The following is an 18490-nucleotide window of genomic DNA, read 5'->3' on the forward strand; positions in this document are numbered from 1 at the left end:
GTCAGGCTCCGGAAAACGGGGAAAGGCGATCGACGCGCCAACGCGGACGCGCACCATCGAGGGTCATCACAAGCTTCGGGGGCAACGGCAATTCGTGGAACGGCGACTCGTTCGAATCCATTTGATAGCCGGCCGTGTTCGGGTACAGCAGCAGGTCGCCGGGCTCGGGACGCTGTGCGAACACGACCTTGCGCCACGTGACCATGTCCGAGTCGAGGCAGCTCGTGCCACCGACGCAGGCGCGGTAAGGTCCGGACACGCGCGGCGCTTGCTGCGGATCGCGTGCGGCAGTCAGCAGCTCGGGATCGGGCAGGAACTCGCTCGCGAACCATTGTTCGGAGAGGCTGAAGCTCGTGCCGTTCACGGTCGCGATGCCGTATTTGCCGCGACCGTCGCCGCGATCCTTCACGCCTTGCACCGCAAATACCGTGAAGCCGGCCTGATCGAGAAGCGCACGTCCCGGCTCCAGCATGATCTGCAGGCCGTGCTCGCGCAGCAGGTCGGCCAGCGGCTTCGACTCGCCGTCCGGGATGCCGGTCAGGATCGCGTCGAGCATTGGCGCGCCCGTGCACGACGAGTGGTACGGATAGAAGCCGTCGAACACCTTCTTCGCGTGGTAGTCGTCCGGACCATGTGCTGCCTGGAAGGCGAGCCAGTCGTCCGCGCTTGCGTACGACATCGCAAAGCCGCCGCCGATATTGACCGTATGCGGCGAGAGATCGAGCGCACGCGCGGACACGCACGCGCGCACTGCGATCCCGGCCTGATTGCAGCGGGCCTCCGCGCTGTATCCGGACAAGTGGAACGAGAAACCCTCGAGGACGACTGACGCCCGATTCGATGCACACACCGACAGTGCCGACTCGAGCGCCGCATCACTGAGACCGAATCGGCTTCCGGTCTGTGCGGCCGGCGCCATGCGCAGCAGCACGCGCGCGATGCATTCACATTGCTGCGCGATCGCAATGAGGCGATCCAGTTCGTCGATGCTGTCGATGGCGATCAGTGCACCGTGCAGCACCGCGAGCCGAAGCAGGTCGCTCGCCTTCGCGGGACCGGACACCCCGATGTCCTCGCCACAGACACCGGCAGCCAATGCGTCTGCGAACTCGCCCACACTCGCGACATCGACACCGATCCCGGCTTCGGCAGCAGCGTGCACGAAGCAACGCGCCTTGTTCGCCTTCTTCGCGTAGTAGACGCGGCCCGCTACCTGGCGCGTGTCGAGCACGCGCTGAAACGCCGCGACATTACGCGCGAACCGCTCCGGAAACAGCAGATGAATCGGTGCATCGAAACCGTGTGCAAGTTCGTGGATCATCGCTTCATGCTCATCCACGAAATCGCGCAGCGCCGGATCCCACAGGGCGGGCAGCCGCGGAATATCGTTCACCATAGCTCGACCTCCTCGCCCAGCCCCTTCGCGCGTGCCGCATCGGCCAGCACGCGGCCGAGCGCGATGTCGGTCACGATCATGCCGCTGTTGAACGCGTACACGATCTCGTCGTCCGCACGGCGCGCCGGTTTGCGGCCGAGCAGGATGTCGGGCAGCTCCGCATCGACAGGCGGCAGCTTTCCCGTCTCGTCGACAAGATCCACGCCGGTGACCTGCATCTGTGCTTCGCTCGTCGCGATCCGGTAGTCGGCGCGGTGGAGCGCATCGGCGTCGATGCCGTAGCCGACCAGCAGCGCCAGCGCGCCGGGCTTCAGCGCGGCGTGACGCACCCGCTCCGGTGCGCCCGCGCCGGCCACGCCGAGCACGATGTCGGCCTGTCTCGCCGAGCCGTCGAGATCGGTCGACACCTCGATGTCGCGGTCCGGATGAAAGCGCTTCAGCGTTTTGCGGACTGCATCGATGCCTTCGTCGTAATGGCCGTGCACGATCACGCGCTCGACGTCCGGCAGCGCGGTCAACAGAAAGGGCGCTGCCATCCGGCCCTGCGTGCCGGTGCCGACGACGAGCGCCGTGCGCGCGTGCGGTGCGGCCGCGCGCGCGATCAGCGCGGAGACGGCCGGCGTGCGCAGCGACCCGACGAGACTGCCGTCCATCATCGCGACCGGCATGCCGGTCTCGTCGTCGAACAGCAGCAGCGTCGTGTAGTACTTCTGCAGCTCGCGGCTGTGCTCGGGGTCGTGCTTGTACGAGGTCTTGAAGCCGACCGTCCGCCGACCGCCATCCCGGCCGAGCATCGAATACGCGACCGAATGCTTGTCCGCGGGCTGGCTCATCAGCTTGCGCGGATTGTCGGATTCGCCGGTACCGAGACCGCGATACGCACGCTCGACCGCGTCGAGCACCATCGCCGGGTCGTAATCGAGTGCGTCGATCACGCGCTTGCCGAGCACGCGCAATCGGGACGGCTGCGTCGCGAGCCGCGGACGCACGTCCACCAGGTTTTCGATCGCCTCGACCGAATCGTGTGTCATCGTGTTCATCCGGGCCTCACAGGATTTCGCGCGTGGTCGGCGCCTGCCGGAACGGCAGCGTCTCGCGCAGGTTGACGTGAACGTTGACGCGCCGCAGCCAGCGCTGGCGCGGCCCGTAATTCGGCTGGTAGACGGTGCGCCCGTGCACCGCGCGCTTGTTGTCGACCCAGACCATGTCGCCCGGCAGCATGACGACGCTGGTCTGGTGCGCGTAGCACGCATCGATCAGCCAGCGCAGCGCCGTTTCCGCCTCGCGGTCGCCGGGCAGCGCCGCCATGAAGGCCTCGTCCACACGCAGCCACGGCTTCGCACGCAGCCCGGACAGCGCCGGCACCGGCTCCGGGTTTTCATGCATGCGGCGGATGTGTTCGAACACGTGATCGTCGAGTCGCCAATGCTCGCTGACGTTCTGGTCGGGCAAGTGCGACTTGTCCGGCAGGATCGTGAAGCGCGGCGCGCTCAGCACGCGCCACATGGCGTCCGGGATCTCGATCTCATCGATCCCGCAGAAGATCGTCTCCGCGCGCTCGTCGTTGCGGTAGCAGAGAATCGACAGGAAATCGGCGCGATGCTCGTGAAACGCCTCCTCGTTGTGCCATACCAGCGTCACGCTGCTGCCGCCGCCAAGCTGCTCCGCATGGTCCTTTTTGATCGGCACGATGTGACGCAGGAAACGGCCGTTCTCCTGCGTGCGCCAGCCGAACATGTCGCCGAGCAGCGACGTCATCAGGCATTGCATTGCCTCTTCGCGCAGCGACGGCGGATTGCGCCAAGGCGCATCCCAGTGCGACGGCGACGCGCCGATGCGCGTGTCGTCGACCGGCATGCCGCGCAGCAGCAGCACGCTGCATGGCAACTCGAGTTGACGGTAGCGCTGCGCGAGCGCGCGCAGCGAACGCGGCAGCTCCTGCGCGGCCAGCGTGCAGTCGTGCGCAAATGCCGTACTTTCGACGCTGTCGTGATGCGCGACCAGTTCCTGCGCAACGTCCGTGAGTCCGGTAATCTCGTCGTCGCGCAATTCGTAGATCGCGAGCGACTTCGAAACCGGCTGCAGACCGGACGGATCGATGCCTTCAGCAAGATTCATGCGTTTCCCTCGTATGAAAACGGGCATCGCCGTACCGACGGTGCGGCGCATGCCCTGCGGATAACCTGTTTTCGTGGGGGAGACGGCTGGCGCGCTCTGCGGCGCGTCCGGTTGCCGTCGTCTCTCGTGTTGCCGATGCTGGCTGTTACATGTCGACCTGCGCGGACAGGAAGAACGTGCGCGGCTGACCTGGCCACACGGCGTTGTAGTTCGCCGCGGCCCAGTAGCGCTTGTCGGTCAGGTTCTGCACGCCGGCACGGAAGATCGTCGTGTGACCGCCGATGCGCGTCTGATAGCGCGCACCGGTGTCGAAGCGCACGTAGCCCGGCAGCGACACGGTGTTCGCCGCATCGAGCGGCCGGCGGCCGACGTAATAGACGCCCGCGTCGACGTTGAGCCCGCGTACGGCCGCGATCCGGTAGTCGAGGAACGCACTCGCCTGGAACGTCGGCACGTTCGCGGCGCGCTTGCCGTTCGTCGCCGGGTCGCCCGTCTCGTCCTGTGCGGTATGCAGGAAGGCCGCGCCTGCGACGATCGACAGATCGCGCGTCAGGCGGCCGTTCGCGGTCAGCTCGACACCGGTATGACGCTGGGTGCCGGCCTGCACGTAGTAGTTCGCCGCGTTCACGTACTGCAGCGTCTTCTCGATGCGGAACACCGCTGCGTTGACCGTCAGGTCGCTGCCGATGTCCGCCTTCACGCCCGCTTCGTACTGCTTGCTCTTCACCGGCGCGAGATTCTCGCCGGCATTGAGCGTGTTGTACGGCGCGACACCGCCCTGCTCGAAACCCTCCGAATAGCTGACGTAGGTCGACAGCGACGGCAGCGGCTTGAAGATCAGCCCGGCCGACGGCACGTTGACGCTCGTCTCGTAATGCGTGTCGGCGCCGGACGGCGCATACGAATCGTCGCGGTAGCGCACGTGGCGCAAACCGAGCATCACGCTCCAGTGCGAACCGATGTCGATCAGGTCGCTGATGAACACGCTCGGCTGGAAATTCCTGGTGACCGTCTTGCCCGGGAACGTGGTCGTCTGCGCCGGCGAATAGACCGGGTTGAAGATATTGCCGACGGTGATCGGTATCACGCCGAAACCACCCTGCTGCGAATCGTAGTTGCGCGTCGACACGCCGGTCACGAGCTGGTGCGCGAGCGGTCCCGTGTTGAACTTGCCGGTCACGAACGTGTTCGTCGACAGCACGCGGAAGCTCTGGTTCGGCGACAGATAGATGTCGCCGCTCAGGATGTCGCCGTTGGCTGCAACCGAATACACGTCCGGAAACGCCGCGTCGCGATTGTTGTACGACTGGGCGATCTGCGTCGTGAAGGTCCAATTGTCGGTCAGCTTGAAGTCGAACTGCCCGCCGATGTTGAACGTGTTGGTCCGATATTGCAGCCAGGGCTGCCCAAGCAGCGTGCGCGGGTCGAATTGCGGCGGCAGCGAACCGTCGGGCTGCGTGCCGATCACCGGCTGCGCGGCGAGACGTTTGTTCTGGTAGTCGAAATTGAAACGCAGCAGCGCGCGCGGCGAGATCGCCCAGTCGAGTGCGCCACTCACGAACGTGCGGCGCAGGTCGCCCGAATGGCCGAAATTGCCGACCTTCTCGCCGGCGACGTTGAAGCGGTAGCCGAACTGGCCGTCGCCGATCGGACCGCCCGTGTCGACGGCGCCGTAGTAGCCGTCGTAGCTGCGCACTTCGCCGGTGACGGTCGTGAAGCGGTCGCGGGTCGGGCGCTTGAGCACGTAGTTGACCGTGCCGCCCGGCGAGTTCACGCCGTACAGGAAGCCCGACGGGCCCTTCAGCACGTCGACGCGCTCGACGTTCTCGAGCGGCAGGTCGTAGTACGGTGCGACCGGCATCCCGTCGCGCCGCATCGTGTTGGTCCAGTCGACCGGAAAGCCGCGAATGCTGATGTTGTCCATCGCGCCGCCGACCGCGGTGTTCTGCACCGACGGGTCGTTCTTCAGCACGTCCATCAACGTGCGGGCACGCTGCGCTTCGATCAGTTCGCTCGAGTACGACGCCACCGACATCGGCAGGTCCTTCGGGTCCTTCGCGCCGAGCGCGCCGACATTGACATCGGGCACCGCATACAGCGACGGGCGGCTTGCCTTCACGGAAATCGGATCGAGTGTGGTGGCGCCGATGGCCGCCGCATCCTGCGGCGCGTCACCCGCACCGTTGCCCGCCGTGCCTTGCGCGCAGACATGCGACGACGCGAACGCCAGCGCACACGCGAGCATCAACGTCTCCTGGCGACGTCCCGGCACTCGCCTCGCAACACGTGCCTTCTCCCCCAAACCGTCTGCATTCCTGATCGACTGCATTGTTCTGATTCCGTTTCGACTCATTGTGAAAACCTGCCACTTCCCGACGGGCAATGACGCTTCCGTTGCGACTGACGTATCGCGTGCTCGATGTATCCGGGCGACAACAACGCGATGGCGCAATACGCGAGACTGCGCCTCCTGCCCCATACCCCACCGCTCCGGCATCCGGCATCCGGCACAACGCCGGATCGCAGAAAAACAGAAATGAGAATTATTCCTTTTTGAGATGCAAAGTCAACAAAAACTTCGCAGTCCGATGCAAGTGAAAAAATCGGACCGCGCGCGGGGACCCGCGTCATCCGGCGACAAAGCGCCACGAACGTGCCGTACGACCGGGAAGCAATTGCCGTCATGGAGCGCATTACAGGTCGGTCGACATCGATAGCCAGAACGTGCGCGGCATGCCGCTGATCAGGTACCCGGTCGGATTTGCCTGCCAGTAGTCCTTGTTGAAGAGATTGGTCAGGCTGGCGCGGAGCGTGACGTCCCTGCCCGCGACCTTCGTCGTGAAGCGGCCGCCGAGATCGAAACGCGTCCAGCTCGGGACGTGCTGTGCGTTGTCCTGGCTCACGTAGGCCTTGCCGGTATAGATGAGGCGCCCGGCCAACGTGAATCCGGGGATGAAGGGCGTATCCCACTCTGCGCCGACGTTGGCCTGGAGCGATGGCGCACCCACGGCGTGATTCCCGTCATTGGCTCCGCCCTGGGTTCGGCGCAACCTCGCGTCGAGCCAGCTGACACCGCCGAGCACCCGGACGCCGCGGCCGAGCTCCCCGAAACCGGAAAGCGCTACGCCGCGATTGCGTTGCAGGCCATTGAGACCGTAGATCTTCGTGACCGGGTCGACAATGCCGCTCGGCACATCGATCTGGAACAGCGCCAGCGTTGCCCCGAAGTTGCCGAGATCGAGCTTTGTCCCGACCTCGTATTGCTTCGACTTGAAAGGCGCGAACACCTGATCGGGATTGGCGGCATCGGCCGGAGGCGATGAGCCGGGCGTCAGCGCCTCGATGTAGTTCGCGTAGAACGACAACGGGTCGAGCGGACGAATCACGAGCGCAACGGAGGGCGTCGTCGCCCCCTGGTCATGGTGCGACGTTTCGGCGCCGGATGCGGCGAAATTGCTGGAGTTGACCTGCTGGTGGCGCACGCCAAGCGTGAGTTGCACGAGTTCGCCCGCGGCGGACAGCGTATCGGCAACGGCAATGCTGCGCAGGATCTGCGCGCTGTCCTTGGCTTCCGGTGAAACGGATACGGGTGCCCCGGGCCCGGCCAGACGCGTCGGCGAGTAGATGTTCGTCAGATAGCTTCCATAAGCCGTCTGCCCGAACCATGTCGTCTGCTGAAGGAAATTCCCGCCGATGACGAGCCGATGTTCGATCGGCCCGGTGCGGAAGCGCGCCCTGACGCCCGCTTCCGCCGACAGCGCATGCGAGCGCCCCTGCTGGTATTTCGACGTGGACGTGGCATTGCCCAGCACGTCGGTAATGGTCGCCCCGGGGTCCTCCAGCTTGTCGTAGCCGAAGCGATTGATGCCAACCGCACCGAACAGCGTCACGTTCGATGCAAGGTCGTACTCCGCCCGCCCCAATGCGGTCAGGCTGTGAGAGCTCGAATACGCAAAGGACTGCGCGAGATTGATCCGGGAATCCGGCGCTTTCGGGATCCCGATTCCGGCGATCGGGGTATAACCGCGCGCGGCCCCGTGCATGTAATCGTCCTGGTAGATGACGTCGCCGAACAGGCGCAGGCGATCGCCGCGATAATCGAGTCCGACCGCGAGCGCGGTGTTCCGTCGCGACTGGTCGTCGATCGGCGTATCGCCTTCGCGACGCGCAGCGTTGATGCGGATGCCGAATTCGCCGTTCTTCCCGAAACGCCGGCCGATGTCCGCATGGCCGCCGAACACCGAGCCGGACATGTAATCGGTCGTCAGGCGCGTAAGCGGCGTATCGTCGGCGCGCTTCGTCACGACGTTGACGCTGCCGCCGACACTGCCCTGCGGCAGCATGCCGTTGAGCAGCGCGCCGGGCCCCTTCAGGATTTCGATGCGCTCGATCGGATCGGGGCCGACGCGGTAGGCCGGCACGAGTCCGTAGAGCCCGTTGAGTGCGATTTCGCTGTTTTCGACGCGAAGCCCGCGGATCGTGATCGCATCGTAGCGATTGCTGCTGTCGATCGCGGCGCGCACCGACGGATCGGTCGTGGTCAGGAGTTCCGCCACGCTGGTCGACTGTTCGTCCCGGATGAGTTTTTCCGTATAGCTCGTCAGGCTGAACGGCGTATCCATATAGTCGCGATTGCCGAGCAGGCCGACCTGGGCGCCTTGCGCAACCTGTCCGCCGGCGTAGGGAGCGGTGACGGAATCGTCGATTCGCTTGCCGATCACCGACATGGCAGGCAGGACGCGTTCAATACCTGCGACCGGCACGGGACGAACCGAGTAGCTGCCGTCGCCTTGCCGCACCGCCTCGAGACCTGTGCGAGCCAGAATTGCCTGGAAGGCGCCGTCGACGGAATACGAACCCTGCACGCCCGGGCTGGTCTTGCCCGCCGTCAACTCGCTCGGCACGCTGAGCAAGACATCCGCCTGATCTGCAAGCCGGTTCAATGTCGCCGACAGCGGCCCGGCCGGAATGTCGTAGCGCCGGACGGCAGCCTGGGGCGCCGTGCCGGCGGGCGTCTGGGCGAATGCCGGCGACCAGGCCCCGCCCCCTGCGAGCGCGACACCGAGCACCGCAAACCGCACCGCGCGGACCACCGGGCCGTGTGCGGCACCCGGCACGTCGGCCCGTCTGTCGACGCAGCACGCATGCTCGCGAACGTCCGGGTTCGAAGGGCACGGCAGGCGATGCATAAGACGGCTTTCCTTGCAGTGAAAGTTGACAAGGAAGAGGGTCATCGCGCATCTGAGCGCGCAGGTACACCGGCTTGCCGGATGCGATCGATGTCACCGGGACGACAGCCGACTTCCATCGGGAAACGGGCGTCATCGACGTGCAGTCGGGATTCCCCGCTTCAGGGCGCCCGATCGGCATTCGGAGCGCTGCTCGATCTCCAAGCGATCCTCTTCTATCTGTTAATCGGATGAGGACCGGAAAGGCGAACTGAAATCGGAAAAATATTTGCGGGCTGGTCGATCAGCCCGCGGGGCGTGGATGTGCGGCGTGACCCGCGCGCGTCATCGGGCTTCGATCGTGCTCCACCACGGTAGCGTGTGCCGCACCCGGATCGGCAGATCGCGTTCCAGCATCGCGAGCGTCTGGTCCGGATCGTTCACCGGGAAGCGGCCGACCACCCGGATCCCTGCAACCTGAGGGTCGACACCGATGTGACCATGCTGATACCGGTTCAACTCCGCGATCAACGCATCGAGCGTCACGTCCTCGGCGAGAATCACGCCACGCGACCATGCTTCGCGCGCAGGATCGGCAGGTACCGCGCCGGAAATGGCACTCGCGGTGAATTGCCGTTGCTGGCCGGCGACGACCACTTCGGTGTGCCCCGAGCGGTTACGAATTTCCACTCGCCCTTCGAAGACGGCCAGCAGCGTGAACCGTTCCGTCTGCCGCACGGTGAAACGCGTGCCCAATGCCTGCATCCGGCCGTTCCGCGTAGCGATGAAGAACGGCCGCCCCAGCCTGTCCTTGCCGGTATCGATGAGCATTTCGCCCATCGTCAGCGTCAGCAGGCGTCGCGCACCGCTGTAGTCGACGTCGAACGCGCTGTTCGTGTTCAACCAGACGCGCGTGCCGTCGGCCAGCAGAATGTCTCGCTGCGCGCCGACATGCGTACGATAGTCCGATCGCCACGCGATCAGCCGATCCGGCAGCATCGTGAAGCGCCATGCCATCCAGCCGGCGAGGCCGGTCCCGCCCAGCGCAGCCAGACAGCCCAGCACGTGACGGCGGCCCGCCATGCGCTTGGCGGAAACCTGAACGGCAGCCGCGGCCGCGTTGCGCTCGCCCCCGCCCTCGCCCCGCAACGGCTCGAACCGGCGGCTGACAGCCTCGATATGGGCCCATGCGCGACGATGTTCCGGACGTTCGTCCAGCCATCGCGCCCACGCGTCACGGTGTTCACCGGCTCCCCCGTCGGCATGAAGCGCGGCATACCAGTGGGCGGCCTGCTCGAGACTCGCGAAGTCCGCGTGGACACCGCTCTCGGCGGCAGACGGGGAAGGCGTCGCCGACATGCGTCAGTGGGTCAGTCCGGCGTCGATCAGCGCCAGATGCAGCATGGCCTGAGCGAGGTACTTCTGCACCATTCGCTCGGACACGGCCAATTCGCCGGCAATCTCGCGAGTGGGCAATTCGTGGATCTGGGCCATGATGAAAGCCCGCCTCGCCTTGTCGGGCAGCCGGCCGATGAGTACGCCGATCTCCATCAGCGTTTCGACGACGATCGCACGGTGCTCCGGCGATGGCTCGCAGGGTTCGGGTTGCGCGGCCAACGAATCCAGCCACGCCTGCTCGACCTGACGGCGGCGCCACAGGTCGACGCACATTCCCTGCGCCATCGTGCGCAGGTAGGCACGCGCTTCGGCATCGCTGACGAAACCTTCGCGGGCGGGTTTGAGTATCAGGCGGAGAAATGCGTCATGGGCGAGGTCGGCTGCATCGACGGCATTGCCCAGACGTCTGCGCAGCCAGCTCTGCAGCCAGCCATGATGGTCGCGGTAAAGGGCATGTACGTCGTGAGGCACGGCGGACTGGGCGGCGGTCATGGAACAACCCTTTCGACATCAATGGCTGCAGATGGTAAGGAAAATGCGAATCATTACCATTTATAAACCAAATCATGTCATTCTTGCAACTCCTTTGCTGACTTGCGGCACCGCGCCAGTGCTCCGATCGCGCCCGGTTCGCGGGCATGTCGCAGGCGCTGGCGGGGTCTGGCTGGGTCCCGCGCAAACCATCCCAAGCACGATCGCCGGATTCTCCGGTCAACTTCCGGCCGCCCAGGCCGGTCGTTCATTCCTGAAACATCGCTCAAACGACCTTGAGCACGCCCATCATGCCGAGGTCCCCGTGCTCGAGGATATGGCAATGGAACATGCGCTCGCCCGGCGTGGCCTGCCGCGTCAGCAGCGTCACCGTCTCGCCGCTGTGCAGGTTGACGATATCGCGCCACGCGCGCAGCGACTCGAGGGTCCGGATGCCGCGGAACGAGCGCGACACGACCTGGAACTGCGTGCCGTGGATATGAAACGGATGGTCCATGTCCGAGTCGTTGCGGATCGACCATTCCTCGACGTCGCCCGCGCGGCTCGTGAGCGTCACGCGACCGGGATCGTAGGTCTCGCCGTTGACCGTGAAGTGCATGCCGGAAGGCAGGCCGTGCATCGATCCCGACATCATCTTCGCCATGTACATCTCCTCGCCGAGCCTGACCGCTTTGCGCGCGACGGGTTTGCCGAGCGGCGGCACGACACGTAACGTGTCGGGGCGCGCGCGCGCTTCGGCCGGCGCGAACGTCACGTCGGCGAGCGCCAGCGTCGCATCGGGCGGCAGGCTCGGCGGGCCGCCCTCCCGCAGCGCCAGCCCGGAGTGCGACATCGACATCTTGCGCCGGTCATACCTCGCGGCGACGAAGGCCGCGCGCGACGCCCGCTCGCCCGCGCGCACCAGTATCTCCGCGCGCTCGCCAGGCGCGAGCAGCAGGGACATCATCGGTTGCGGCGTCTCGAACAGTCCGCCATCGGTGCCGACCTGCTCGAATACGCGGTCGTCATCGAACGCGATTCGCAGAAAACGCGCGCTGCATGCGTTCCAGATCCGCCAGCGCTCGTCCTCCGTCACCGCGATCAGCGGGCGCCGCGCACCGTTGACGAGCACGTACTGCCCTTCCCGCCCGTTCATCCAGTCCATCATGTTGTTCGGCGCGATGCTGCCGTCGTTGGCCAGCTTCAGGTCCGTCACGAACAGATGCCGTTCGGGCCACCCGGACAGCGGATCGTCCGCCGCGCGCACGATGAGCGGCCCCGCCAGCCCGCGAAACACCTGTTCCGCCGTCATCATGTGCGGATGCGGGTGATACCAGTAGGTACCCGCGCTGCCCGCAGGCAGCGTGAAGCGGTAGACGCGCGACGCGCCCGGCGCGACGAGATCGGTCGGATTGCCGTCCTGATCGGGCGGCACCGGCAGCCCGTGCCAGTGGATCGTCGACGGCTGCGGCAGGCGGTTCTCGAAGCGGACTTCGACCGTGTCGCCCTCATGCACGTCGATCAGCGGCCCGGCGATCGGCCCCGCCGTGTCGGCGCCGAACTGCCAGAAGCCGGTCGGCGCGGCCCCGCCCAGCATCGGGCGGTCGACGGGCTGCGCGACGAGCGTCGCGCGGAATACGCCGCCGGTGCCGGTCTCGTTTGCGAGCGTCCGCAGTTGCGCGAGCGGCCTGCCGCACTGCAGTGCGTCGTCCGCGGCCAGCCCGCAGATGCGCGACTTCGGCGTGTCGTCGATGCCCGTCGTGCCAGCCCTCTGGGTCCATGCGCTGCGCGCCGGCAGCAACACCGCCGCGACACCAATGGCCCGCGCCAGGAATGTTCTGCGTCGCATGCGGCCCTCCCCACGCGTGCTCCCCCGGTGTTCCGAAGCATACGCGACGGCCGTTCGGCGTCAATGCTGGCTGGCCCGCGGGACGACGCGCGATTGGCGACCCGGCGTCCGCACGCGCACGCCTTCGGCGATTTCCCGAACGCGCCGGCAGCGCGGACGCGGAAACGACGGTCACCGAGACCGTCGGGCCGATCGCGGAAGCCACCGTCCGGACCACCGCTACGCCGCTGAAACATTTTTTGGGGGCAGAGAACGTTTACGACGCATTACTTGCGGAAAATCAGGCACTTGCGTCGGCTGGTACGGTGTTCGCTTCCAGTATGAGTGGACTCGACTGCACGCGCGACCCGATCACGGCCACCGAGCGCCCAGTCGGTCGAGAGCCCGTCCCCGTGCGGCTCTCGCGGGTCCGATCGAAGGGCCGGCTGCCCCGGGAGCACGTTGGTTCGCGCCCGCCGGCATCCGGATGGGTGCCCGGTGCGGCACCTCGGCGCGCCCGTTGCGCCCGCATCGATCATTTTTGCAACATGTCGAGCGACGTCAGCCTCGTTGGGAGAGGACCATGCATACCCTTGGACCGAAACGGTCTTCGCGTTGGCCGGGCGCGATGCTGCCCTGCCTTTTCTCGGGACTGATCGCGGCCGCCGCGCTCGCGTCGCCGGCCGCGTTCGCCGACGGCAAGCAGCGTGCGCACAGCGACGGCGCGATGCTGTCCAGCACCCAGACCTGGGGCAAGCAGAAGCAACCGCCATCGGGACCGCATCCGGACGACACCGTCCACAAGTCTGCGATGAAGAATCGGACACCGAACCAATAACTGCAAGCGCCACATTTTTCGGATTGTCGGGGGAATTCGTCCGATCACTCGGACACGATGTGTGAGGTTTGACATGAGCGCTTTGCAAACGCTATCCCGCCTGTTCGGGCGTTTGGCGCGCTGTGTCGTCGCGGCAGGACTCTGCGCGGCGGCCGGCGTCAGTCATGCGGTACCGAGCGATGCCCAGATCGACCTGAAGATCCTGATCATCACGAGCCAGCAAGCCGGAAGCTCACCCGAACTCGCCGCCGCCCAGTCGATCCTCGATCGCGTGGGCATCCCGTACACGATCTATTCGTACGACACGAACAACCCGACACTGCCCCCGCTGGAAACCGGCGATCATGCGCTGTACCAGGGGATCATCCTGCCGATCAGCGACTACCGCTACATGAACCCGTTTGCCGGCGGCGCGCTCGCGCAGACGATCGCCCGCTACCAGTTCAAGTACAACGTGCGGCTCGCGAGCTTCTACACTTGGCCGAGCGACAACGGCTGCCTGCAGTACGTGAACTACCAGGACACGTCCACGACGGCGCTGCCGTCGCTGCTGACGCTCGCCGGCCAGCCGATCTTCCCGTACATGAACGCGGGCACGACCGCGCTCAACCCGCTCACGATCTCGGGCGCGTGGACCTATCTCGCATCGGCCGCCAGCCCGCTGCCGGCCGGCACGACCGTCACGCCGTTCATGCAGGCGACCGTGTCCGGGACGACCTACTCGGTCGGCGCGACCTGCCTGTTCGCGAACACGACGCCGCTCACAGGCGACAGCGTGTCGCGCGAGATCATGTCGCTGACGTTCGACAACAGCCAATACCTGACGCACTCGATCACGCTGTCCTACGGGATCGCGAACTGGCTGACGCGCGGGCTGTTCCTCGGCAGCCGTCACGTGTATCTGTCGCCCGAGGTGGATGACGTCGGTATTCCCGACGAGATCTTCCCGTACGCGCAGTCCGACACGACGGCCCTGTGGTACAACGCGACGACCGGCGCCACGACCAACACCAACCCGCCCGGCGAGTGCCCGCTCGGCAGTCCGGTCGGCTCGACCAACCCGGCAACCGGCACCACCGCGTGCGAATACCGGATCGTCGGCAGCGACTTCGACAACATCGTGACCTGGCAAGCGGGCGTGAACCTGACGACGCCGAATGCCGCCGCATTCAAGATGACGATTGCATTCAACGGCGCGGGCTTCAGCACCGCATACGGCGGCCAGGGCGACTACCCGACCACCGGCACGGATTCGCTGACGACCCAGGTCGCCGGAAAGCAGAGCGCTTTCAATTGGATCAGCCACACGTACGACCACCGGCTGCTCGACCCGCCGTTCACGACGACGGCTGCGCAGGTCACGACCGAGATGCAGAAGAACCTGAACGTCGCGAACAAATTCAGGTTCTCGAGCTTCGTGAAAAGCACGATGGTCACGCCGGGCATCACGGGCCTGTACAACACGACGACGCTCGGCGCGCTGCAGGCGTTCGGCCTTACGACGCTCGTGTCGGACAGCTCGCTGCCGACGCCGCCCGTCGGCACGTCGGGCTGCCCGACGACCAACAACGGGGCGAAGTGGCCGCTGCCGGCGTTCAACGCCGGCAAGGTCAACTGCGTGAACCAGACGATCTACGAGGTGCCGCGCTACGCGACCGGGCTGTTCTACAACGTGTCGCAGCCGTCGGAATGGGTCGCCGAGTACAACTACTTCTACGGCGCGAACGGCATCGACCCGACCCGCTTCGGCTACAACCTGACCTATGCGCAGGTGCTCTCCGAAGTGGCCAGCCAGCTGCTCGTCTACATGATCACGTATGACAACCGGCCGCTGATGTTCCACCAGTCGAACCTGCGCGCGTACAGCGGCACGAGCACGCTGCTGAGCGACCTGTTCAATACGCTGTTCACGCAGTACAACACGTACTACAAGAACCTGCCGATCGAGAGCCCGTCGCTGCTGTCCATCGGCACGCTCGCGCAGCAGCGGATGATCTACGACTCGTCGAGCGTCGTGGCGACGCTGACGCCGGGCAAGTCGATCACGGTCAGCGGTTCGCGCACCGACGGACAATCGGTCGTCGTGCCGGTGACGGGCGTCGCGTTCGGTACGACGAAGGAAGTCTACGGCGGCCAGAACATCTCGACGATCACGCTGCTGCCGGCCACCGCGTACACGACGCAGATCACGCCCGCGCCCGCGTGGCAATGAACGCCGTTCCGGCATGCGCGCGACGGTAACGGCCGCCGCGCGACAGACGCCCGCCGCGAGGCGGGCGTCTCTTTTGGTTCGCCGACGGAACATCCGATCGAGTCACGTCCGCTCCCGCCTGCCAGGCGCGGCCGTCATGTTTCGAAGGTGCAACGGGCAACGCATGCGATTCGCCGGTCAGCGCAGCCGCCGGAGCCAATGCCGCCATGACCGGCACGTCAATCGCCCAAACCGCCCTCAAAGCCGATCGTTCGCCGCTGAAACGCTTTTACGCGGCCCACAACCATTACGGTCCAATTACATGTGCAAAATCATGGACTTGCAATCAGTGGCACGTTGCTCGCTTGATGAATCGTGAACGCGATTTCACGCGTGAGCCGATCGCAGGCACCCGGCACGCAGCCGGTCGAGCATCCGTTCCCGCGCGGTTCTCGCAGCGCCGATCGAATGCCCGGCTTGGTCGCGAGCGCTTTTGCTCCAATCCGCCGGCGTCTGGGCGAGTGCCCGTCCCGACGCCTCGGCGCGCCCGTTGCGCCCGCATCGATCATTTTTGCAACATGTTGAACCACGTCAACCTCGTCGGGAGGGGACCATGCATACCCTTGGACCGAAACGGTCTTCACGCTGGCTGGGCGCAATGCTGCCCTGCCTTTTGTCCGGCCTGATCGCGGCCGCCGGGCTCGCGTCGCCGGCCGCGTTCGCCAGCGGCAAGCGGCAGGTACACAGCGACGGCATGGTGCTGTCCAGCACGAATTCCTTTGGCAAGCAAAAGCATTCGCCGTCGGGACCGCATCCGGACGACACCGTCCACAAGTCTGCGATGAAGAATCAGACTTCGAAACAATAACTGCAGGCGTCGTACCTTTTTCTGATTGTCGGGGGGATCCGTCCGATCACTCGGACACGATGCGTGAGGTTTGACATGAGCGCTTTGCAAACGCTATCCCGCCTGTTCGGGCGTTTGGCGCGCTGTGTCGTCGCGGCAGGTCTTTGCGCGGCGGCCGGCGTCAGTCATGCGGTGCCGAGCGATGCCCAGATCGACCTGAAGATCCTGATCATCACGAGCCAGCAAGCCGGCAGTTCACCCGAACTCGCCGCCGCCCAGTCGATCCTCGATCGCGTGGGCATCCCGTACACGATCTATTCGTACGACACGAACAACCCGACACTGCCCCCGCTGGAAACCGGCGATCATGCGCTGTACCAGGGGATCATCCTGCCGATCAGCGACTACCGCTACATGAACCCGTTTGCCGGCGGCGCGCTCGCGCAGACGATCGCCCGCTACCAGTTCAAGTACAACGTGCGGCTCGCGAGCTTCTACACGTGGCCGAGCGACAACGGCTGCCTGCAGTACGTGAACTACCAGGACACGTCCACGACGGCGCTGCCGTCGCTGCTGACGACCACGGGCAAGACGATCTTCCCGTACATGAACGCGGGCACGACCACGGCCAATCCGCTCACGATCTCGGGCGCGTGGACCTATCTCGCATCGGCCGCCAGCCCGCTGCCGACCGGCACGACCGTCACGCCGTTCATGCAGGCGACCGTGTCCGGAGCGACCTACTCGGTCGGCGCGACCTGCCTGTTCGCGAACACGACGCCGCTGACCGGCGACAGCACGTCGCGCGAAATCATGTCGCTGACGTTCGACAACAGCCAGTACCTGACGCACTCGATCACCCTCTCCTACGGGATCGCGAACTGGCTGACGCGCGGGCTGTTCCTCGGCAGCCGCCACGTGTACCTCGCGCCTGAGGTGGACGACGTCGGCATCCCCGACGAGATCTTCCCGTACGCGCTCTCGGACACGACGGCCCTGTGGTACAACGCGACGACCGGCGCCACGACCAACACCAACCCGCCCGGCCAGTGCCCGCTCGGCAGTCCGGTCGGCTCGACAAACCCGGCGACCGGCACCACCGCGTGCGAATACCGGATCGTCGGCAGCGACTTCGACAACATCCTGAACTGGCAGTCGACCGTGAACCAGTCGACGCCGAATGCCGCCGCGTTCCAGATGACGATTGCGTTCAACGGCGTGGGCTTCGGCACCGCATTCGGTGGCCAGGGCGGCTTCCCGACCACCGGCACGGACTCGCTGACGACCGAGGTGAACGCGAACGAGTACGCGTTCATGTGGATGAGCCACACGTACGACCACCGGTTGCTCGACCCGCCGTTCACGACGATGGCCTCGCAGGTCACGTCCGAGATGACGAACAACGACAACGTCGCGCAATCGTTCGGGTTCGAGGCCTACAACACGAACACGATGGTCACGCCGGGCATCACGGGTCTGTACAACGCGTCGACGCTCGGCGCGCTGCAGGCGTTCGGCATCCAGACGCTGGTGTCGGACAGCTCGCTGCCGACGCCGCCCGTCGGCACGTCGGGTTGCCCGACGACCAACAACGGAGCGAAGTGGCCGCTGCCGGCGTTCAACGCAGGCAAGTTCAACTGCGTGAACACGAACATCTTCGAGGTGCCGCGCTACGCGACCGGGCTGTTCTACAACGTGTCGCAGCCGTCGGAATGGGTTGCGGAGTACAACTACTTCTACGGCGCGAACGGCATCGACCCGACCCGCTTCGGCTACAACCTGACTTACGCGCAAGTGATCGACGAGGTGTCCAGCCAGTTGCTCGTGTACATGATCACGTATGACAACCGGCCGCTGATGTTCCACCAGTCGAACGTGCGCGCGTACAGCGGCACGAGCACGCTGCTGAGCGACCTGCTGAATGCGCTGTTCACGAAGTACAACACGTACTACAAGAGCCTGCCGATCGTGAGTCCGTCGCTGCTGTCCATCGGCACGCTCGCGCAGCAGCGGATGATCTACGACACGTCGAACGTCGTGGCAACGCTGACGCCGGGCAAGTCGATCACGGTCAGCGGGTCACGGACCGACGGGAAATCGGTCACCGTGCCGGTGACGGGCGTCGCGTTCGGTACGTCGACTGAGGTCTACAGCGGCCAGAACATCTCGACCGTCACGCTGCTGCCGGCCGCCGCGTATACGACGCAGATCACGCCCGCGCCCGCGTGGCAGTGA

12 protein-coding genes are annotated in these 18490 nt (G+C 65.6%); 4 read left to right on the top strand and 8 right to left on the bottom strand.

Translation table 11 applies throughout. The features are described 5' to 3' along the window. Position 1 precedes the first annotated feature (1 nt). The 8 genes from ACV229_RS27260 to ACV229_RS27295 form a co-directional block, all read right to left on the bottom strand. Positions 2 to 1396: an alanine racemase gene (locus ACV229_RS27260; protein WP_448086220.1), complete on the bottom strand. Its 1395-nt coding sequence runs from the start codon at positions 1394 to 1396 to the stop codon at positions 2 to 4. Then, a complete protein-coding gene (locus ACV229_RS27265; RefSeq protein ID WP_448086221.1) occupies positions 1390 to 2427 on the bottom strand; it encodes an ornithine cyclodeaminase family protein in 1038 nt (345 codons plus the stop codon). The genes ACV229_RS27260 and ACV229_RS27265 overlap by 7 nt, the downstream gene beginning before the upstream one ends. Positions 2428 to 2443: 16 nt before the next feature. Next, positions 2444 to 3514: a TauD/TfdA family dioxygenase gene (locus ACV229_RS27270; protein WP_448086222.1), complete on the bottom strand. Its 1071-nt coding sequence runs from the start codon at positions 3512 to 3514 to the stop codon at positions 2444 to 2446. A gap of 145 nt (positions 3515 to 3659) precedes the next feature. Next, positions 3660 to 5759: a TonB-dependent siderophore receptor gene (locus ACV229_RS27275; protein ID WP_448086223.1), complete on the bottom strand. Its 2100-nt coding sequence runs from the start codon at positions 5757 to 5759 to the stop codon at positions 3660 to 3662. Positions 5760 to 6207: 448 nt separating this feature from the next. Beyond that, on the bottom strand, positions 6208 to 8703 hold the full coding sequence (locus ACV229_RS27280) for a TonB-dependent siderophore receptor (RefSeq protein ID WP_448086224.1): 2496 nt from the start codon (positions 8701 to 8703) through the stop codon (positions 6208 to 6210). Between the two features lie 324 nt (positions 8704 to 9027). Further along, a complete protein-coding gene (locus tag ACV229_RS27285) occupies positions 9028 to 10041 on the bottom strand; it encodes a FecR domain-containing protein (protein ID WP_448086225.1) in 1014 nt (337 codons plus the stop codon). A gap of 3 nt (positions 10042 to 10044) precedes the next feature. Next, complete coding sequence (locus tag ACV229_RS27290) at positions 10045 to 10572, bottom strand: sigma-70 family RNA polymerase sigma factor (protein ID WP_448086226.1); 528 nt, start codon at positions 10570 to 10572, stop codon at positions 10045 to 10047. A 265-nt stretch (positions 10573 to 10837) separates the two neighbouring features. Further along, the gene (locus ACV229_RS27295; RefSeq protein ID WP_448086227.1) at positions 10838 to 12400 is read right to left on the bottom strand and encodes a multicopper oxidase family protein; all 1563 of its coding nucleotides are present in this window, start codon (positions 12398 to 12400) and stop codon (positions 10838 to 10840) included. Positions 12401 to 12962: 562 nt separating this feature from the next. Here ACV229_RS27295 and ACV229_RS27300 point away from each other — a divergent pair. The 4 genes from ACV229_RS27300 (at position 12963) to ACV229_RS27315 (ending at position 18490) form a co-directional block, all read left to right on the top strand. Then, positions 12963 to 13217: a hypothetical protein gene (locus tag ACV229_RS27300; protein WP_448086228.1), complete on the top strand. Its 255-nt coding sequence runs from the start codon at positions 12963 to 12965 to the stop codon at positions 13215 to 13217. A gap of 73 nt (positions 13218 to 13290) precedes the next feature. Further along, entirely contained in the window at positions 13291 to 15429 is a 2139-nt protein-coding gene (locus ACV229_RS27305) for an Agd3-related carbohydrate deacetylase (RefSeq protein ID WP_448086229.1), read from the top strand. A gap of 652 nt (positions 15430 to 16081) precedes the next feature. Continuing rightward, positions 16082 to 16276 carry a hypothetical protein gene (locus tag ACV229_RS27310; protein WP_448086230.1) on the top strand — a complete coding sequence of 65 codons (195 nt, stop codon included), beginning with the start codon at positions 16082 to 16084 and terminating at the stop codon, positions 16274 to 16276. 75 nt (positions 16277 to 16351) lie between these two features. Continuing rightward, positions 16352 to 18490 (top strand): Agd3-related carbohydrate deacetylase, encoded by a 2139-nt coding sequence (locus ACV229_RS27315; protein WP_448086231.1) that lies wholly within the window; start codon positions 16352 to 16354, stop codon positions 18488 to 18490.

The organism is Burkholderia sp. MR1-5-21, assembly GCF_053427715.1.